The organism is Klebsiella sp. R445, assembly GCF_051131755.1.
Taxonomy (GTDB): domain Bacteria; phylum Pseudomonadota; class Gammaproteobacteria; order Enterobacterales; family Enterobacteriaceae; genus Klebsiella; species Klebsiella lignicola.
The window spans coordinates 294,158-313,220 of the sequence record NZ_CP180446.1; the positions used below are offsets into that span (position 1 = coordinate 294,158).

Annotated in this window: 14 protein-coding genes; 9 read left to right on the forward strand and 5 right to left on the reverse strand. The window is 58.4% G+C overall.

What is annotated here, in order from left to right; all coding sequences use genetic code 11:
• Positions 1-4 precede the first annotated feature (4 nt).
• The 4 genes from pcaF to pcaC are packed head-to-tail and all read left to right on the forward strand — an operon-like array spanning position 5 to position 3,705.
• Complete coding sequence (gene pcaF / locus ACMYSN_RS01375; protein WP_123754537.1) at positions 5-1,207, forward strand: 3-oxoadipyl-CoA thiolase; 1,203 nt, start codon at positions 5-7, stop codon at positions 1,205-1,207.
• Positions 1,208-1,216: 9 nt separating this feature from the next.
• Positions 1,217-2,569, forward strand: coding sequence for a 3-carboxy-cis,cis-muconate cycloisomerase (locus ACMYSN_RS01380; protein WP_462496712.1), 1,353 nt, complete (start codon positions 1,217-1,219; stop codon positions 2,567-2,569).
• On the forward strand, positions 2,559-3,323 hold the full coding sequence (pcaD, locus tag ACMYSN_RS01385; protein WP_462496713.1) for an alpha/beta hydrolase: 765 nt from the start codon (positions 2,559-2,561) through the stop codon (positions 3,321-3,323). The genes ACMYSN_RS01380 and pcaD overlap by 11 nt, the downstream gene beginning before the upstream one ends.
• Positions 3,316-3,705, forward strand: coding sequence for a 4-carboxymuconolactone decarboxylase (gene pcaC, locus ACMYSN_RS01390; protein WP_123754534.1), 390 nt, complete (start codon positions 3,316-3,318; stop codon positions 3,703-3,705). Before pcaD ends, pcaC begins: the two co-directional genes overlap by 8 nt.
• A 49-nt stretch (positions 3,706-3,754) precedes the next feature.
• Here pcaC and ACMYSN_RS01395 read toward each other — a convergent pair whose 3' ends face one another.
• The gene (locus ACMYSN_RS01395) at positions 3,755-5,389 is read right to left on the reverse strand and encodes a mechanosensitive ion channel family protein (RefSeq protein WP_462496714.1); all 1,635 of its coding nucleotides are present in this window, start codon (positions 5,387-5,389) and stop codon (positions 3,755-3,757) included.
• A gap of 259 nt (positions 5,390-5,648) precedes the next feature.
• Here ACMYSN_RS01395 and ACMYSN_RS01400 point away from each other — a divergent pair, with 259 nt between their 5' ends.
• From ACMYSN_RS01400 to ACMYSN_RS01410, 3 genes are read left to right on the forward strand one after another with little or no spacing between them, the layout of a single operon-like run.
• Positions 5,649-6,104, forward strand: a complete 456-nt coding sequence (locus ACMYSN_RS01400; RefSeq protein WP_174509333.1) for a MarR family transcriptional regulator — start codon at positions 5,649-5,651, stop codon at positions 6,102-6,104.
• 22 nt (positions 6,105-6,126) lie between these two features.
• Positions 6,127-7,305, forward strand: a complete 1,179-nt coding sequence (locus ACMYSN_RS01405; RefSeq protein ID WP_462496715.1) for an efflux RND transporter periplasmic adaptor subunit — start codon at positions 6,127-6,129, stop codon at positions 7,303-7,305.
• Positions 7,306-7,315: 10 nt separating this feature from the next.
• A complete protein-coding gene (locus tag ACMYSN_RS01410) occupies positions 7,316-8,851 on the forward strand; it encodes a DHA2 family efflux MFS transporter permease subunit (RefSeq protein WP_123754530.1) in 1,536 nt (511 codons plus the stop codon).
• Positions 8,852-8,924: 73 nt separating this feature from the next.
• Here the strand turns inward: ACMYSN_RS01410 and fumA are convergent, their stop codons facing one another.
• Both fumA and ACMYSN_RS01420 read right to left on the reverse strand, forming a co-directional pair.
• Complete coding sequence (gene fumA / locus ACMYSN_RS01415) at positions 8,925-10,574, reverse strand: fumarate hydratase (protein WP_462496716.1); 1,650 nt, start codon at positions 10,572-10,574, stop codon at positions 8,925-8,927.
• Between the two features lie 54 nt (positions 10,575-10,628).
• Positions 10,629-12,140: an anion permease gene (locus ACMYSN_RS01420; RefSeq protein WP_123754528.1), complete on the reverse strand. Its 1,512-nt coding sequence runs from the start codon at positions 12,138-12,140 to the stop codon at positions 10,629-10,631.
• 638 nt (positions 12,141-12,778) lie between these two features.
• On the opposite strand from ACMYSN_RS01420, the gene ACMYSN_RS01425 reads away from it, so the two are divergent.
• Both ACMYSN_RS01425 and ACMYSN_RS01430 read left to right on the forward strand, forming a co-directional pair.
• Positions 12,779-15,556 (forward strand): flavocytochrome c, encoded by a 2,778-nt coding sequence (locus tag ACMYSN_RS01425; protein ID WP_462496717.1) that lies wholly within the window; start codon positions 12,779-12,781, stop codon positions 15,554-15,556.
• Between the two features lie 84 nt (positions 15,557-15,640).
• Positions 15,641-16,594: an FAD:protein FMN transferase gene (locus tag ACMYSN_RS01430; protein WP_462496718.1), complete on the forward strand. Its 954-nt coding sequence runs from the start codon at positions 15,641-15,643 to the stop codon at positions 16,592-16,594.
• Here ACMYSN_RS01430 and dcuR read toward each other — a convergent pair.
• On the reverse strand, positions 16,575-17,294 hold the full coding sequence (dcuR, locus tag ACMYSN_RS01435) for a two-component system response regulator DcuR (RefSeq protein ID WP_462496719.1): 720 nt from the start codon (positions 17,292-17,294) through the stop codon (positions 16,575-16,577). The two genes, ACMYSN_RS01430 and dcuR, sit on opposite strands and share 20 nt — an antisense overlap.
• Entirely contained in the window at positions 17,291-18,910 is a 1,620-nt protein-coding gene (locus ACMYSN_RS01440; protein WP_462496720.1) for a sensor histidine kinase, read from the reverse strand. The genes dcuR and ACMYSN_RS01440 overlap by 4 nt, the downstream gene beginning before the upstream one ends.
• Positions 18,911-19,063 lie beyond the last annotated feature (153 nt).

The following is a 19,063-nucleotide window of genomic DNA, read 5'->3' on the forward strand; positions in this document are numbered from 1 at the left end:
TATGATGAATCAGGCATTTATCTGTGATGCGGTGCGTACACCGTTCGGTCGTTTTGGTGGTACCCTGGCGCCGGTTCGCGCGGATGATTTAGGCGCTTTGCCGCTGAAAGCGCTGCTGGAACGCCATCCGGGACTGGATCCCGCGCGCATTGACGATGTGATCTACGGCTGTGCAAACCAGGCCGGGGAAGATAATCGCAACGTCGCGCGCATGGCGCTGCTGCTGGCCGGTTTTCCGCAAACGGTGCCTGGCAGCACCATCAACCGCCTGTGTGGCTCCAGCCTTGATGCGATCGGCGTCGCAGCGCGCGCCATTAAAAGCGGCGAAACTCAGCTGATGATTGCTGGCGGCGTAGAGAGCATGTCGCGGGCGCCTTTCGTGATGGGTAAGGCCGAGAACGCCTACAGCCGGAACATGCAGATTGAAGATACCACCATCGGCTGGCGTTTTATCAACGCCCGGATGAAAGCGCTGTACGGCGTGGATTCGATGCCGGAGACCGCCGAAAACGTGGCGACAGATTTTGGTATCTCGCGTGCCGATCAGGATGCTTTTGCGCTGCGCAGCCAGATGCGTACCGCTCAGGCGCAGGAAGCCGGGCGTTTCGACGATGAGCTGATAGCCGTCTCCATCCCCCAGCGGAAAGGTGAACCGCTGCTGTTTACCCGGGATGAGCATCCGCGCAGCACCTCCGCTGAGGCGCTGGCGAAACTCAAAGGGGTGGTGCGGCCGGACGGTTCGGTGACCGCCGGGAATGCCTCCGGCGTCAACGATGGCGCTTGTGCCTTGTTGCTGGCCAGCGAGCAGGCGCTCGCGGTCAACGACCTGCAACCGCTGGCGCGGGTAGTGGGTATTGCAACCGCAGGCGTGGCGCCGCGGATTATGGGGTTTGGCCCGGCTCCGGCTGTGCGTAAGGTACTGGCGCAGACCGGGCTGACGCTGGGCCAGATGGACGTGATTGAACTGAACGAAGCGTTCGCCGCTCAGGCACTGGCCGTTACCCGCGATCTGGGGCTGCCGGATGATGCGGCGCACGTCAATCCCAACGGCGGTGCGATTGCCCTCGGCCATCCTTTAGGGGCATCTGGCGGGCGCCTGGCCATGACCGCGGCCTACCAGCTGCGTCGCACCGGTGGCCGCTATGCGCTGTGCACCATGTGCATCGGCGTTGGTCAGGGGATTGCGCTGATTATTGAACGAGTTTAAGGAGCGCGAATGAGCTTGTTGACCCCAATGTTGCGCGGCAGTCCGCTGACCGACTGGTTTAGCGACGCGCAGCGGGTACAGGGGATGCTGGATTTTGAAGCGGCGCTGGTCCGCGCGCAGGCCGCCTGCGGCATCGTGCCGGCGGCGGCGGTTGCCCCGATCGTCAACGCCTGCCAGCAGGCGCAGATCGATTTTCCCGCTCTCGGGCTGGCGGCGGTCAACGCCGGCAATCTGGCGATCCCGCTGGTAAAACAGCTGACGGCCAGAGTCAAAGCGCACGACCCAGAGGCCGCGCGCTATGTTCACTGGGGAGCCACCAGCCAGGATGCCATCGACAGCGGCCTGGTGCTACAGCTGCGCGGCGCGCTAGACGACACCGATCAGCTGCTTCAGCGGCTGATCGACGCTTTCGCTCAGCAAGCAGAGCGCTATCAACACACCGTGATGCCGGGCCGGACCTGGATGCAGCACGCGCTGCCGGTGACCTTTGGCCTGAAGCTGGCGGGCACTCTGGATGCGCTGCTGCGCTGGCAGCAGCGGCTGCGGGAGATGCGCCCGCGGGTGCTGGTGCTGCAGTTTGGCGGCGCGGCGGGCACGCTGGATTCGCTAAAAGCGGATGGTCCGCCGGTGGCGGAACAGCTGGCAACCATGCTCCAGTTGGCGCTCCCGGACACGCCGTGGCACAGCCAGCGTGACCGGCTGCTGGAAGTCGGCGCCTGGTTCGCCGGACTGTGCGGCACTCTCGGCAAATTTGCCAACGATTTCTCGTTACTGATGCAAACCGAAGTGGCGGAAGTGGGCGAGCCGGTAGCAGAAGGGCGCGGCGGTTCCTCCACCATGCCGCACAAGCGCAACCCGATCGCTTGCAGCGCTATTTTAACGGCCTCCCAGCGCACGCCCGGTCTGGTGGCGACGCTGTACGCCAGCCAGATCCAACAGCATGAGCGTGCGCTCGGCGGCTGGCAAGCCGAATGGGAGACTCTGCCGGAGCTGCTGATGTTGGTCGGCGGCGCGCTGGCGCAGAGCGAGAGCCTGGTGCGCGACATGCAGGTCTTCCCACAGAAAATGCGGGCCGACCTCGATATCACCCACGGGTTGATTATGGCGGAAGCGGTGACCCTGGCGCTGGCGGCGTTTATCGGCAAAGCCGATGCCCACCACTGCATTGAGGCGCTGTGTCGGCGGGCAATCGACGAGTCCCGCCCGTTGCTGACGCTGCTGGAGAACGACCCGCAGGTCAGCCAACATCTCCCGACTTCCCGTTTAACGCAGCTGCTGGATCCGGCCACGGCCACCGGCAGCGCCGACTATTTTGTGCGCCAGGTGCTGGCGCGTTACAAGGAGCAACGGCATGAACCTTGATTATCAGCTGGACGGGCCGGAAGGCGCGCCGGTAATTGTGCTTTCGAACTCGCTGGGCACGACCCGCGAGATGTGGCAGCCGCAGCTCGCGGCCTTAACTCGCCAGTTCCGCGTGCTGCGTTACGATACCCACGGTCATGGTAAAACCAGTAAATCCGGCAAGGTGACGCTGGCGCAGCTTGGCGAAGATGTCATCGCGCTGCTCGACCAGCTCAATATTGCCAAAGCCTGGTTCTGCGGGATCTCCATGGGCGGCCTGACCGGGCTGTGGCTGGGCCGTTTTGCGCCCGAACGTTTTTACGGTATCGCGGTGGCTAACACCGCGGCGCGCATTGGCGATCAGGCCGGCTGGCTTTCCCGCGCCCGGGCCGTGCGTCAGGAAGGAATGGACGTGGTGGCGGCGGGGGCGGCGGACCGTTGGTTCACCGACCGCTTCCGGCAGCGCGCGCCGGAAGTGGTGGAGGCACTGTGTCATCAGCTGACCCACAGCAACGCCGAAGGCTACGCCGAGTGTTGTGAAGCCCTGGCGGGCGCTGACCTGCGGGCAGAAGTCGGGCAAATTAGTGTACCGACGCTGATTATCGCCGGGGAAAGTGACCCTGTCACTACCGTGGTGGATGCCAACTTCCTGCATCAACAGATCCCGGCATCACAGGTGGTGGTGGTCGCGGCATCGCACCTCTCCAGTATCGAATCGCCGGCCGAATTTAGCGCCGCGCTGCTAGGCTTCTTCCAGGGGGAACAGCATGGATGATAAGGCGCGTTATGAGCAGGGTATGAAGGTGCGTCGCAAAGTACTGGGCGATGCCCACGTTGACCGCACGCTGCACAATCTGACCCCGCTCAATGAAGAGTTTCAGGATTTTATTACCCGCTACGCGTGGGGCGAAACCTGGACCAGGCCGGGTCTGGACCATCACACCCGCAGCATGATCACCATCGCGATGCTGATTGCTCTCAACCGCGAGGCCGAGCTGAAAATGCATCTGCGGGCGGCGTTTAATAACGGCGTCACCCGCGATGAGCTGAAAGAGCTGATCATGCACTCGGCGCTCTACTGCGGCCTGCCGGCGGCCAATGCCACCCTGCATCTGGCGCAGCAGGTGTTCGATGAGCTGGACGGTAAAACGGCTTAATCCTGACGGTGCTGGCTGGTCGCAATGCGCGAGCCGGCCAGCAATGACGTTACACTGATTTCACATCATCTTGCTGCGGCGCCAGCGCCGGTTCGGCATACCAGTCCTCTTTCGCCACCACCACCGAGCCCTTCGGCTGCATCACAAAGTTCGGCGACATGATCTGGACGCCAAATTCATTGAAAACATCCTGAATATTGCTGTGCAGCGCGGTACGGGCGTCGGACAGTGAGGTTTCCGCCAGCAGCCTGACCTGCAGCTCGTAGGAGACATACCAGTCCATCAGGCCCAACTGGCGAACCAGCGGCGGCTGGCGATGGTCGATGCCTGGCGCACGGTGTGCCGCCAGTTCGAGCATGGCCTGCACCTGACGCCACGGGGTGTCATAGCCGATGGTCACGCCGGTAGTGAGGTTAATACCGTTGCCGCCGGTGTCGTTGTCTGGCACGCTGAGATTGGTGATTTTTCCGCTGACGACCACCGCATTTGGCACCGTCACCACGTAGTTTTCCCGGGTGATGATTTTGGTGGCCAGCATGCCGATTTCGCTGACTTTGCCCTCGTTATCGGCAATACGGATTACATCTCCTTTGTGCAACGCGCGGGAGTAAATCAGCACCAGCCCGCTCATTGCATGGTTCATGACGCCGGCGGAACCGAGGGTTAACATCAGGCCGAAGAAGACGCTAATCCCTTTAAACGCCAGCGAGTTGGCGCCGGGAAGGAACGGATAGGCCGCCGACAGGGCGAAGAGCCAGATTATCACCGAGATCAGCTTGCGGGTGGCGCCGACGGTTTCCGGATGCAGGCCGGGAATGTGCAGCCGTCCGGCCTCCACCTGGCTCAGCAGCAGTTTGACCAGGCGGATAAAAAACCAGGTGATCAACAGGATAATCAGCACGATCATCAGGCCTGGCAGGGCGGAGGCGATGGACAGCGCGATCTCCTGCAGGACGCCCACCGACCAGTCACCGAGCGATTCGCTCCACACCCGGGTCCACGGAAACAGGCCAAACGCCCAGCTCAGCCAGGCGTACAGCGCCAGGATGCCCAGCAGAATCATCAGCAGGGCATACAGTTTGGTTTCGATATTGCCAAGAAAACGTCGCCAGTTTTGCGGGATCCAGCTGCGCTTTTCAAGGATCCGCAGATGAAAGAAGCGGCGCACCCGGCGCCAGGAACGCCAGGCCGCGTAGTAGATCGCGGCCAGCACCAGCGTGCCGATGAGGACTTTAACGATTGCCAGTGCCAGATAGGTTTTGTTGTACTGTTCACGCAGCGAGCTGCGCTGTGTCTCCATTCTGGCCAGTACGCGCTGCGCCGCCTGGTCAAGGGTCAGATCATCACCTTCATCAAGGTCCGCCTGGCTCAACATCATAATCGGCTTGCCGTTCATCAGAAACAAACGGCCCGGCTGGTTATAACGCGTGACCGGAACTACCTGCAGCGGCTGGCTGATATCGGCTTCGGTAAAGGCCCGCAGCATATTGCGGATCCGCAGCACGCGCTCTTCGGGGGTGGTCTGCCCGAAAGTGGCCTGCAGCATCACAATCGGCTGGTGGAAGATTTTGACCGTACGGGCATCTTCGCGCGGAGTGGGCTGCTGGCGGGGTTCCGCCGCCGACAGCGGGAAGGCCAGGCACAGCGAAAGCCATGCCAACAATAACACCGGTATCCTGTTCATATGCTGCACCCAAAAATAAGGAATTATTGTTATTTTTCAGTCGCTCAACGCGACACGCTGAGCAGACTCTGATTTGAGCATAGACCAGCGATAAGCGAATACAAGCGCCGACAGAAAAGGGACCACAGGGGGGGGATTGCGCCTGGTATCGCGATCCGAGCGGGGCAGGCTGACAAAATGTGCGATCTTCTTGACGTTACGTTGACAAACAATTGCCTGGTCAGTAGTTTCATCTGTAATTACTGACCAGGCAAATATCATGAGTAATCATCCGGGTATTATTAACAATAAATTTCACTTAGGTTTGCTCATTCATCTGGCAAACCAATTCAAAGACCAGCTGATAAACCAGCACTTCTCCGGCATGGATATTACCGCCGCGCAGTTCAAAGTCCTGATCAGTATCTACAAAGGCTTCAACAGCCCGGTTGAGATCAGCAAAAACCTGGTGATGGACGCCGGCGCCATGAGCCGGATGGTCGATCGCATGGTCAAGCGCGATCTCATCAGCCGGAGCGTGAACCCGCAGGATAAACGCCAGGTCATTCTGGCCTTGACCGACAAAGGGCTGCTCATCTGCGAGCGCTTTGTCAATGAAGCGCTGGTGTCGATCATCAGCGACCTCACCGCCCGACTGACTCCCGATGAATCCCGCCAGCTGGTAGCGCTAATGACAAAAATGCTACCGGACGAGATCGTCGCCCCTCATCGCTAATGAATTAAAAAGGTCCAGACAGATGGAAACCACCGCAGCACAACAGGCCGAGCGCGGCAGTAAGCGCAAACGCAACTTTATTATTTTACTCATTATTCTGCTGCTGGCGGCAGGAGGAAGCCTGGCGTGGTATCTGCTGTATGCCCGTTACTATGAGTCCACCGATGATGCCTATGTTAATGGCAACCAGGTGACGCTGACGCCGCAAATTGGCGGGACCGTCACCCAGGTGACGGTAGACGAAGGCGACTTCGTGGAAAAAGGCCAACCGCTGGTGCTGCTCGACCCGAGTGATACCGCCATTGCGCTGCAGCAGGCCGAGGCCAATCTGGCAAATACGGTACGCCAGGTGCGCGGGCTGTACAGCACCGCCGATAACTACCGGGCGCAGGTGGCGGCGAAAAAAGTGGCCCTGCAGACGGCGCAAAACGACTACGCACGTCGGCAGAAAATCTTCCAGAGCGGGGCGATTGCCGCCGAGGACCTGTCGCACTACCGCGATGCGGTCACCAGCGCGCAGAGCGATCTGTTGGCTGCTCAAGAGGCCTTGCGTACCAATATCGCGATGGTCGATGACACCGTTATCGACAGCCATCCGGAAATTAAAAGCGCGGTGGCTACGCTGCGTCAGCGCTATCTGGATAATTCGCGCAGTACCATTGTTGCCCCCGTCAGCGGCTATGTGGCGAAGCGGGCGGTGCAGCTCGGGATGCGCGTCGATTCGGGGACCACGCTGATGGCTATCGTGCCGCTGAACGAAGTCTGGGTCGATGCCAACTTCAAAGAGAGCCAGATGAACGCGATGCGTCTGGGGCAGAAGGTGACCCTCAGCGCCGATCTGTACGGCGATGACGTGACCTACCACGGCACCATTGAAAGCCTGGGGATTGGTACCGGTAGCGCCTTCTCGCTGCTGCCGGCGCAGAACGCCAGCGGGAACTGGATCAAAATCGTCCAGCGTCTGCCGGTGCGCATCACCCTGGATCCTCATGATATGCAGAAACACCCGCTGCGCGTGGGCTTGTCGATGAACGTCAGCGTTGATATTCGCGATGACGCAGGGCATCTGCTGCCGCAGCAAACCGTTAGCACCCCGCGTTTCACCACGGATGTGTATCAAAACCCGCTGGAAGAAGCGGACCAACTGGTGGCTAAGATCCTTCATGACAACAGCAAAACGGTAGCCGCAGGCACCCGTTAAGAGAGACGTTATGCAAGATAAGGCCGCCTTTACACCGCCCAATATGTGGCTGGCGGTGCTCGCGCTGTCGCTGGCCACCTTTATGCAGGTACTGGACTCCACCATCGCCAACGTGGCGTTGCCGACCATTGCCGGTAACCTTGGCGTCAGCGCCGATCAGGGCACCTGGGTCATCACCTCGTTTGCGGTGTGCAACGCCATTGCGCTGCCGCTGACCGGGTGGTTTACGCGCCGTTTCGGCCAGCTAAAGCTGTTTCTCGGCTCGGTGATGATGTTTACCCTGACCTCGTTTCTGTGCGGCTTCGCCCACAGCATGACCGAGCTGATTATTTTCCGGGCGCTGCAGGGCTTCTTTGCCGGGCCGATGTTCCCGATGTGTCAGACGTTGCTGTTGGTGATTTTTCCGCCAAGCAAACGTAGTATGGCGCTGGCGCTGCTGTCGATGGTTACGGTGGTGGCGCCGATTGTCGGGCCGATCACCGGCGGCTGGATCACCGATAACTACTCCTGGCCGTGGATCTTCTATATCAACGTGCCCATCGGTATCTTCGCCACCATTGTGGTCTGGACCCAGCTGCGGGCTCGCGAAGAGACCACCAGCCATGCCCCAATCGATTACATCGGTATTGGGTTGCTGGTGCTGGGGGTTGGTCTGCTGCAGGTGGTGCTGGATAAGGGCAACGATCTCGACTGGTTCGCGTCTTCGCACATCATTGTCATGTCGACGATTTCGGCTATCTCGCTGGTCTCCTTTGTGATTTGGGAGCTGGGGGAGCGCCACCCGATCGTGAACCTGCGCCTGTTTAAAGACCGTAACTTCGCCGTCGGGACTCTGGCGCTGACCCTCGGGTACGCCGCCTTCTTTGCGATCAACATTATTCTGCCGCAGTGGCTGCAAACGCAGATGGGCTATACGGCGATTTGGGCCGGTCTGGCGGCGGCGCCGATGGGGATCCTGCCGCTGATGATGACCCCGATTATTGGCCGCTATGCTAACAAGTTCGATCTGCGGATTCTGGCTTCGCTGTCATTTTTGACCATGGGGGCATCCTGCCTCATTCGCGCGCAGTTCAATACCGATGTCGATTTCCGCACCATTGCCGAAGTGCAGCTGTTTATGGGGATCGGCGTGGCATTTTTCTTTATGCCGATTACCACTATCGTGCTGTCGAACCTTAACGGCGCACAAGTGGCGGAGGGGTCGGGTCTGGCGACGTTTTTCCGCGTGCTGGGCGGCTCTTTTGCCTCGTCACTGACCACCTGGATCTGGTCGCGGCGCGAGGTGTTTCACCATGCCAACCTGACCGAGAGCGTGTCGATCTATAATCCGGGAGCGGTGGAGTATGTTGAAAAGATGGGCGGGGCGACGCAGCAGCATATGGCGCTGATTGATAAAACTATTGAGCAGCAGGCCTACATGATGTCGACCATCGACTATTTCTGGGTGTTGGGCTGGGGCTTTATGGCGTTGATCGCGGTGATTTGGTTTGCGCGTCCACCGTTTAGCCGTGCCGGAGCGCCTGGGGCACCGTCTGCTGGTCACTAATCGCGAAGTCACCGGGTTAAGGGGAAGATTACCATCTTCCCCTTAATTTCCGCGTTAAGACGAATTTACGCCGTTAGCGCTGCGCGCAACCCGCGCACTGTTTGTTCTGAATCTGCTGGAAGAAGTCGTTACCTTTGTCATCCACCAGGATGAACGCCGGGAAGTTTTCTACTTCAATTTTCCAGATAGCTTCCATGCCCAGTTCCGGGTAGGCCACGCACTCCAGGCTCTTAATACTCTGCTGCGCCAGCACGGCAGCCGGGCCGCCGATGCTGCCGAGGTAGAAACCGCCGTGCTGGTGGCAGGCATCGGTCACCTGCTGGCTGCGGTTACCTTTCGCCAGCATCACCATGCTGGCACCGTGAGACTGCAGCAGATCGACGTAGGAATCCATCCGTCCTGCGGTGGTCGGGCCGAGAGAACCGGCAGCATATCCTTCCGGGGTTTTGGCCGGGCCGGCGTAGTAGATCGGATGGTCTTTAACGTACTGCGGCAGCGCTTCGCCGTTATCCAGCAGCTCTTTCAGCTTCGCATGCGCCATATCGCGCGCCACGATAATTGTCCCGTTGAGGGTCAGACGGGTAGAGACCGGATGGGCGGAAAGCTGAGCCAGAATGTCGCTCATCGGCTGATTGAGATTAATACTGACGACCTTGCCTTCACCTTGCTCACGCAGCGCTTCCGGAATGTACTGGCCCGGATTGCTCTCCAGTTTTTCAATCCAGATGCCGTCGCGGTTGATTTTCGCTTTGATATTGCGGTCCGCCGAGCAGGAGACGCCCATGCCGACGGGGCAGGAGGCGCCGTGACGCGGCAGGCGGATCACCCGGATATCGTGGGCGAAGTATTTACCACCAAACTGCGCACCGAGGCCAAGATTCTGCGCTTCCAGCAGCAGCTCTTGCTCCAGCTTAACGTCGCGGAACGCCTGACCGTGTTCGTTTCCTTCGGTCGGCAGACCGTCGTAGTAGCGGGTCGAGGCCAGCTTGACGGTTTTCAGGGTCGATTCCGCTGAGGTTCCGCCAATCACGAAGGCGATATGGTATGGCGGGCAGGCGGCGGTACCCAGGGTACGCATTTTCTCAACCAGGTAGTTTTTCAGCTTCGCCGGGGTGATCAGCGCTTTGGTTTCCTGATACAGATAGGTCTTGTTGGCAGAGCCGCCGCCTTTTGCCATGCACAGGAATTTATACTCATCGCCGTCAACGCTGTAGAGGTCGATCTGCGCCGGCAGGTTGGTGCCGGTATTGACCTCTTTGTACATATCCAGCGGGGCATTTTGCGAGTAGCGCAGGTTATCTTCGGTATAGGTGTTGTACACGCCGCGGGCCAGCGCCGCTTCATCACCGCCGCCGGTCCATACGCGCTGACCTTTTTTACCCATGATAATCGCGGTACCGGTATCCTGGCAGGTCGGCAGCACGCCCTTCGCGGCGATTTCCGAGTTGCGCAGGAACTGCAGGGCGACGTATTTATCGTTTTCGCTGGCCTGCGGGTCGAGCAGGATCGCCGCGACCTGGCGCTGGTGAGAGACGCGCAGCATAAAGGCCGCGTCATGGAACGCCTGCTGGGCCAGCAGGGTTAACGCTTCAGGTTCAACCTTGAGGATCTGTTGGCCTTCAAATTCGGCCAGTGAAACATGCTCTTTGCTCAGCAGATAATAGTCAGTGTCATCTTTCGCCAGTGGAAAGGCTTCCTGATAAACAAACGGTTTAGTCGACATTGCGTAGCTCCCTAAGAGTAAAACCGCCGGAGGTGAGCCCCCGGCGGTTATGAATCAGAACATCATGGACATCCACGGATAGCCAATCAGCAGCAGGGCGGCCAGGAAGATGGCGCCGAAGATGGTGCCGAGGCGCCAGTAATCTTTGGTCGGCAGATAGCCGCTGCCGTAGTAAATCGGGCTTGGGCCGGTACCGTACGGGGTGATGATACCCATTACACCCAACGAGGTGACCATCAGCAGGACAAACACCTGCATGTTCATGCCCGGAATTGTGGAGGCGATAGTCAGCATCGCCGGCAGCAGCGCCGTGGTGTGGGCGGTGGTACTGGCAAACAGGTAGTGCAGCAGATAGAACGCCAGCAGCAGTACAATCGTTGCCACCCCCGGCGAGATGCCGCTCATCAGCGCGCCGCCTTCTTTACCCAGCCAGGCGATAAACCCGGTAGAGGAGAGGCCGTCCGCCAGCGCCACCAGGGTGGCGAACCATACGAAGGTGTTCCACGCGGCTTTGTTATTGGTGATATCGCTCCAGGCCAGCACTCCGGTCCACAGCATCAGTACAATCACCAGCAGGGCGGCCAGCGCCGGTTCAATCCACTCGGCGGCGAAGATCCACATCGCCAGCGCGAAGCAGACGAACACCAGCAGCAGGATCTCATTGCGCGACAGTTTGCCCAGTTTTTCCAGTTCACGAGCGGCCCACAGCGGGACTTCGTTGTTGATTTTGACTTCTGGTGGGTAGAACCAGTAGGCCAGCAGCGGCATGGTCAGAATCAGCAGGATCCCCAGCGGCAGGAAGGCGATAAACCAGGTGCCCCAGGAGATATTGATGCCGACAATGCTTTTGACCAGCGCCAGGGCCAGCAGGTTTGGCGCCAGCGCGGACAGGAACATCGAGCTGGTGATACAGGCGGCGGTGATCGCCACCCACATCAGATAGGAGCCGATGCGGCGGGCGCTGGGGTCATTCGGTTTTGAACCATACAGCGGCGGCAGGTTCGCGATGATCGGGTAGATAGTCCCGCCGCTACGCGCGGTGTTGGACGGGGTAAACGGTGCCAGCAGCAGGTCTGCGAAGGTGATGGCATAACCCAGCGTCAGGCTGCGGCGGCCAAGATATTTCACCAGGATTAGCGCCAGACGGCGGCCGAACTGGGTCTTATCGTAGCCCGCAGCGAACATAAAGGCGCCGAAAATCAGCCACACCGTCGAGTTACCAAAGCCGCTCACTGCCCATTTAAACGAGGCGCCAGCGAGTTTGAATTTCGGGTCGGCCAGCTGCTCCGGGGCGAACAGCAGCCACTGGCTGCACAGGGCGATAACCACCACCCCGGTAATCCCAATCACTGCCCCTGGCAGCGGTTCAAAGATCAGACCGACGATAACGCCGACGAAGATAGCAAAGTAATGCCAGGCATACGGGGGTAAACCCTCAGGCACGGGAACGAAGAGTAGAAGGACTGCAACAATAATGGGCAGGGCCATCATCAGCAGACGGTTTTTATTTGCCGCTTTCGGACTGGCGGCACCGGCAGGCGGTATAGTTGTCTGTTTCTCTTTCATAATGAGTATCTGCGAGTAGTTGAAAATACGGTTGAGTCACGCCATAACCATTGATTTCTTTAATTTAAAAAGTTTCTTTAGTTATTAATTGTTGATTCTGGTTTGGCTTCTGACGGTTATTTAACGCATTTTGTTGGGCGTTAAATTTAATTTGTTGGTTATTTATATATTGCGCTTTGGCGTACCGTTGCAATTGATCGAGATCAACAAATGCTGTCTGAGGAGCTGTTTTTTTATTTTCATAATAACCCTGATGGGTGAGATGTTTATTTGTTTAAAATAACGCTTAATGTTAATTTTTTGCAGATGATAAAAAACGGTTGTCACCGTCTTTTTGTTTGTAAGCACATGATTTTATTGTTATTTAAATTGTTTTCGGTATGTTTTTATTTTTAACAAACGTGTCCATGGTGTTATCGGGTTTCTGTTTTTTGTGAATGTAATATTTGCAATTAATAATACGATGGAGGTAATGATGTTATTCTGGGTATTAAATAGTTTTTTAACTAACGTAATTAGTTTGGTAACTAAAAATAGCGCTATATTATTATCATGACAACAGGAATTAAAAAACAGAACCAAAAACAATTCCGTCACCCAATTCTGAATTATCAATATTTAAGATCTGGAGTATTAATATGACCAGTAACTCACGTATATTGCGTCCTTTTACCTTACCGAACGGGACTGAACTGAAAAACCGTTTGCTAATGGCACCGATGACCACCTGTACCGGATATTTTGACGGCAGCGTCACCAGCGAACTGGTGGAGTACTATCGTGCGCGTGCCGGCAGCATCGGGACCATTATCGTTGAGTGCTGCTTTATCGATAACTACGGCCTGGCTTTCCCGGGCGCGATTGGTATCGACAACGATGAGAAAATCGCCGGCCTGGCTAAAATTGCGCAGGCCATCCAGGCTGAAGGGTCAAAAGCGATTCTGCAGATCTATCACGGCGGGCGCATGGTCGACCCGCAGCTGATTGGCGGTCGTCAGCCGGTGGCGCCAAGCGCGCTCGCCGCACCGCGTGACGGCGCCGCAATGCCGCGTGCGCTGAGTGCAGACGAAGTCACCGGCATGATCGGCAAGTTTGGTGACGGCGTGCGTCGGGCAATTCTGGCCGGTTTTGATGGTGTGGAAATCCACGGCGCCAACACCTACCTGATTCAGCAATTCTATTCCCCGAACTCCAACCAGCGCGATGACGAGTGGGGCGGCAGCCGCGACAATCGCGCTCGTTTCCCGCTGGCGGTGCTCGATATCACCCGCAAAATGGCCAGCCAGTACGCCGACGATGCCTTTATTATCGGCTATCGCTTCTCGCCGGAAGAGCTCGAAGAGCCGGGCATCCGTTTTGACGACACCATGTACCTGCTGGAGAAACTGGCGGCACGCGGTCTCGACTACCTGCACTTCTCGGTGGGGGCGTCGCTGCGTCCGTCTATTGTCGACACCAGCGACCCAACGCCGCTGATTGAAAAATACTGCGCGCTACGCTCTGAAACCCTGGCGCAGATCCCGGTGATGGGCGTGGGCGGCGTGGTCAACGCGGCTGACGCCGAGCAGGGGCTGGATCACGGCTACGATCTGATCGCCGTGGGCCGCGCCTGCATCGCCTATCCGGACTGGGCGGCGCGGATTGCCGCCGACGAAAATCTCGAACTGTTTATCGACAGCACCCAGCGTGAAGCGCTGCATATTCCGGAACCGCTGTGGCGTTTCTCGCTGGTGGAAGCGATGATCCGCGATATGAGCATGGGAGACGCGAAATTTAAACCCGGCCTGTTCGTTGAAACCGTTCAGGACGATGCGAACGAGCTGGTGATCAACGTCAGCCTCGAAAACGACCGCATTGCCGATATTGCCCTGGCCGCCGGTCCGACGCAGACCGTTGAGTTCACCACCAGTTTCGAAGAAATCCGTGAACGTATTCTGACCGCCAACACCCCGCACGTGGACGCCATTTCCGGTGCCACCAGCCAGAGCGAAGCGGTGAAAAAAGCGGTATCGAAAGCGATGCTGAAATCCAGCAAAGCGCTGGCGCTGGAAGAAGGCGGTGAGGACCTGACCCCGAAAAGCTACGACGTGGTGGTCGTGGGCAGCGGCGGTGCCGGTCTGGCCGCGGCGATTCAGGCACACGATGAAGGCGCCAGCGTGCTGATCGTCGAAAAAATGCCGACCATCGGCGGGAATACCATCAAGGCCTCTGCCGGGATGAACGCCGCCGAGACTCGTTTCCAGCGGGTGAAAGGAATTGAAGACAGCAAAGAGCTGTTCTATCAGGAAACCTTAAAAGGTGGTCAGAACAAAAATAACCCGCAGCTGCTGCGTCGCTTTGTTGAAAATGCCCCGGAAGCCATCGAATGGCTGGCCCGTCGCGGGATTATGCTCAACGATATCACCACCACCGGCGGCATGAGCATCGACCGTACCCACCGTCCGCGTGACGGATCGGCGGTCGGCGGCTATCTGATCAGCGGCCTGGTGCGCAACATCAATAAACGCAGTATCGACGTGATGCTCGACACCGCGGTGGAAGAGATTCTGATGGATGGCCAGCAGGTCAGCGGCGTACGTCTGCTCAATGATGAGCAGGAACGCATCGTGGTGCAGACCCGGAGCATCGTGGTCGCCACCGGCGGCTTCAGCGCCAACAGCGCGATGGTGGTGAAATACCGCCCGGATCTCGCCGGCTTTGTCACCACCAACCACAAAGGGGCGACCGGCGGTGGTATCGCGCTGCTGGAGCGTATCGGTGCCGGTACCGTGGATATGGGCGAAATTCAGATTCACCCGACCGTTGAGCAGAATACCTCATACCTGATTTCCGAATCCATTCGCGGCGGCGGGGCGATTCTGGTCAATCAGCAGGGCAACCGCTTCTTCAACGAAATGTCGACCCGCGATAAAGTCTCCGCCGCGATCATCGCGCTGCCGGAACACTACGCCTACATTGTCTTCGACGAACATGTCCGGGCTAAAAACAAAGCGGCCGACGAATACATCGCCAAAGGGTTGGTGACCAGCGCCAGCTCGCCGCGTGAACTGGCGGAGAAACTGGGGATGGATTACCATGCCTTCCTCGCCACCCTTGAGCGCTACAATGGTTATGTTGAACAGCAGCATGATCAGGAGTTTGGCCGGACCACCGCACTACGCGCGCCGGTTAACGAAGGGCCATTCCACGCGATCCGTATCGCACCGGGGGTCCACCACACCATGGGCGGCGTGACCATTAACACCGACACCGCGGTACTGGACAGCGCGCATCAGCCGATTGCCGGGGCCTATGCGGCCGGTGAAGTGGTTGGCGGCATTCACGGTGGCAACCGTATCGGCGGCAACGCCGTGGCCGATATCATTATCTTTGGCACCCTGGCGGGCCACCAGGCGGCAAAACGCGCCAGAGGCTAACGCTCAGTGATGACAGGCCGGGTTCGCCCGGCATTTTCCCCCGGCGGCGCGCTGCCTGCCGGGTGACACAGAGGAGCTGCAACCATGTCAGGTGACCCGCGTATCTATAGCTACTCCGCCGTGCTGATGGGTTCTCCCATCCTGCTGAAACTCTTCTCCCACGATGAAGCCCTGGCCTCCCGCACTTTCCAGCTGATTAAACACTACGAAGATCTGTTCACCGTTAACCGCGCGTCGTCGCAGGTGATGGCGATTAACCATGCCGCCGGTCGTCAGCCGGTCAGCGTCAGCCGCCCGGTTTACCAGCTGATTAAATGCGCTAAAGCCGCCAGCATGGTGCAGGAGAGTGCGTTTAATCTGGCGATCGGTCCGCTGGTGAAGCTATGGCGGATTGGTTTTCAGGGCGATCGCGTGCCGGCGGCGGACAATATCGCAGCCCGGCTGCCGCTGACCCGCCCGCAGGATGTGATCCTTGATGATGCGGCCGGTAGCGTGTTTCTCGCCCGGCCCGGCATGGAGATTGACCTTGGCGCGATTGCCAAGGGCTATATCGCCGACCGCGTTCGCGACGATCTGCAGCGACAGGGCGTGCGCGCGGCGCTGATTAATCTCGGCGGCAATGTGCACACCCTCGGCGAGTGGTCGATTGGCCTGAAAAAGCCGTTTGCCCCGGCCGATACGCTGGTCGGCAGCCTCGACGTCAACGGTCAATCGGTGGTGACTTCCGGGACCTACGAACGCTACTTCGAGCAGGACGGGCGCCGCTGGCACCATATTCTTGACCCGCGCAACGGCTACCCGCTGGATAACGAACTGGAGAGCGTGACGATTATTTCGGACGACTCGCTCGACGGCGATATCTGGACCACCTTGATCTACGGCCTCGGGGTCGAGAAAGGCTGTGCGGCGCTGCGTCACCGTGACGATATCGAGGCGATTTTCGTCACCAAAAATCGCGAGGTGATCCTCTCATCGCAGCGCCGTTTTCGTTTCCACCTGCTGGACGACGGCTACCGACTTATTGACTGTACTGCTTGAGCAGACTGTACTGCTCGGCCACCAGCCGATAGCGGTAGACCGGACGCCCGGTGGCGCCGTAATGAATGCTGGTATACAGAATATTGATTTGCGCCAGCCAGATCAGGTACTTCCGGCAGGAGACGCGGGAAATATTGACCGCCACCGCCAGTTCATCGGTTGAAAACTCGGTGCCCGGATGGGCGTCAATCCACTGACACAGCGTGCGCAGCGTCTGGGCGGTCAGGCCCTTCGGCAGTTTCCGCGCATCGCTGGCTTCCGGCGTGCTGCCGTGCAGCAGGCGGTCCACATCGGCCTGTTCATAATAGGGCTGTCCGGTCATCAGTTTGCGTTTTTCACGCCACGCGGTGAGGGCCTCTTCAAAACGCGGGAACTGGAATGGTTTGATCAGATAATCGACCACCCCGTAGTGCATCGAGGTCTGCACGGTGGTGGCATCGGCGGCGGAGGTAATCATGATCACGTCGATAGGGCGGCCGGAAGCCCGAATGGTCGGCAGCAGATCCAGCCCACTGTCGTGCTGCATGTAGACGTCCAGCAGCACCAAATCGATCTCCTGTTCGCTATCGTTAACCATCTCCTGGGCTTTACTCAGCGTAGACGCCGTGCCACAGCAACGGAAGCCGGAAATTCTCGCCACATACAGGCGGTTCAGTTCGGCGACCATGGCATCATCGTCAACAATTAATACATTTATCACGTACGTTTCCTTTTACTATCCCAGGGAAGGTGAACAAAAAATTGGGTAAACACGCCAGGTTCTGACTCGACGGCAAGCGTACCGCCCAGCTCACGTAACTGCTGGCTGGCGAGAAACAGGCCGACGCCACGGTTCTCACCCTTGGTAGAAAATCCTTTGTTAAAGATGGCGTCAATATTCGCGGCCGGGATCCCCGGGCCGTCGTCGCTCACTTCGCCACTTAACCAGCCGTTCTGATAGTGCAGCAACAGACCCACTTCGCCCTCGCTCTGGCCGCTCATGGCGTCCAGCGCATTCTCAATGAGATTCCCCAGCACCGTGACCAGTACGGTGACCTGTTTTTCATTGGGGCAATCGGGCACCAGGCTCTCTTCCGCCAGATGCAGGCTGAAGCCGCGCTCTTTCGCTCGCTGAATTTTACCAATCAAAAAGCCTGCCACCACCGGTGATTTGATGCGGTGCTGAATTTCACCGATGTCCGCCTGATAAGTATGGGCGGTTTGCAGCACATATTCCTCCAGCTTGCCGTAGCTCTTCATATTGAGCAGTCCGAGGATCACATGCAGCTTATTCATAAATTCGTGGGACGTGGTGCGCAGCGCATCGACATAGTTCACCATCCCGTCGAGACGCTGCAGCAGTTGGCTCATCTCGGTTTTATCGCGGAAGGTGCTGATGGCACCGACGATGGCATTCTGACTGCGTACCGGCACGGTGTTGCTGATCAGCAGCAGGCCGTTGCAACCCAGCTCGCGGTCATAAATCGGCTCGCCGGTTTTCAGCACCGCCTGCAGATCGGCCAGCAGCGGGGTATGATCGATCGCCTGGTCCGGGCCGCTCAACAGGATCTTGCTGGCGGCGGGGTTGATCAAGTTGACCTGTCCTTCGGCATCGACCGCCACCACACCTTCTTTTAGCGAATGGAGCATGGCCTGGCGTTGCTGGAACTGGGTGGAGATCTCGTGCGGCTCGAGCCCCAGCAGCACCCGCTTAAGGCCGCGCACCAGGCTCCAGGTGCCAATCCCGCACACCAGGGCGCTGAACAGCACGGTCAGCAGGACGTCCCAGCGGCCTCGGGCAATCTGCTCATCCACTTTGCTAAGCGAAATGCCGACCACCACCACGCCGATTTGCTGCTGTTGGTCGTTGAATACCGGCGTAAACACGCGTAGCGCCTGCGCCAGCACGCCATGGTTGATAGCGACGTTCTCTTTGCCGGCAAAGGCGGGCTGAATATCCTCGCCGATAAAACGTTTGCCGATAAGCTGCGGGTTAGGGTGCGAATAGCGCACGCCGTGCATATCGGTCACCACGGCATACAGCAGGTCATTACGCTGGGTGATCGCCAGCGCCAGGGGCTGGATCAGCGCGCGCTCCTGCGGCTGGCTCAAGGCCTGCTTCACTTCCGGCATGTCGGAGAAGGTCCGCGCGACCGCCAGCGCCGTGTCTTTAACCCCGTCACGGGTGGTGTCACTGATCTGGATAAACCACAGAGCGTAAACCAGCAGCAGTACCGAACCGATGACGCTGCTGACCATCAGCGATACGGCGGTACTCAGTTTCATTCTCATCAGGCGTTTACGCACGGGTGGTATCTGGGCCGCTGAATCCTTCATGACATCCCCTGAAATAATCGGCAAGCACCTATTATCGCTGAAGGTAATCATTTCTTAAAGCAATGTAAAAAAGCCAAAAGCGGCGCGAAAGAACCGTGAAGCGTGACCCCACTCGCAGGACATTGTGGTAAATATCCTTATAGTGAATATGGA

What these genes read in the sequence shown, in the direction of transcription:
- pcaF (WP_123754537.1), top strand. Translation starts at nt 5, where the DNA reads ATGAATCAGGCATTTATCTGTGATGCGGTGCGTACACCGTTCGGTCGT.
- ACMYSN_RS01380 (WP_462496712.1), top strand. Translation starts at nt 1,217, where the DNA reads ATGAGCTTGTTGACCCCAATGTTGCGCGGCAGTCCGCTGACCGACTGG.
- pcaD (WP_462496713.1), top strand. Translation starts at nt 2,559, where the DNA reads ATGAACCTTGATTATCAGCTGGACGGGCCGGAAGGCGCGCCGGTAATT.
- pcaC (WP_123754534.1), top strand. Translation starts at nt 3,316, where the DNA reads ATGGATGATAAGGCGCGTTATGAGCAGGGTATGAAGGTGCGTCGCAAA.
- ACMYSN_RS01395 (WP_462496714.1), bottom strand. Translation starts at nt 5,389, where the DNA reads ATGAACAGGATACCGGTGTTATTGTTGGCATGGCTTTCGCTGTGCCTG.
- ACMYSN_RS01400 (WP_174509333.1), top strand. Translation starts at nt 5,649, where the DNA reads ATGAGTAATCATCCGGGTATTATTAACAATAAATTTCACTTAGGTTTG.
- ACMYSN_RS01405 (WP_462496715.1), top strand. Translation starts at nt 6,127, where the DNA reads ATGGAAACCACCGCAGCACAACAGGCCGAGCGCGGCAGTAAGCGCAAA.
- ACMYSN_RS01410 (WP_123754530.1), top strand. Translation starts at nt 7,316, where the DNA reads ATGCAAGATAAGGCCGCCTTTACACCGCCCAATATGTGGCTGGCGGTG.
- fumA (WP_462496716.1), bottom strand. Translation starts at nt 10,574, where the DNA reads ATGTCGACTAAACCGTTTGTTTATCAGGAAGCCTTTCCACTGGCGAAA.
- ACMYSN_RS01420 (WP_123754528.1), bottom strand. Translation starts at nt 12,140, where the DNA reads ATGAAAGAGAAACAGACAACTATACCGCCTGCCGGTGCCGCCAGTCCG.
- ACMYSN_RS01425 (WP_462496717.1), top strand. Translation starts at nt 12,779, where the DNA reads ATGACCAGTAACTCACGTATATTGCGTCCTTTTACCTTACCGAACGGG.
- ACMYSN_RS01430 (WP_462496718.1), top strand. Translation starts at nt 15,641, where the DNA reads ATGTCAGGTGACCCGCGTATCTATAGCTACTCCGCCGTGCTGATGGGT.
- ACMYSN_RS01440 (WP_462496720.1), bottom strand. Translation starts at nt 18,910, where the DNA reads ATGAAGGATTCAGCGGCCCAGATACCACCCGTGCGTAAACGCCTGATG.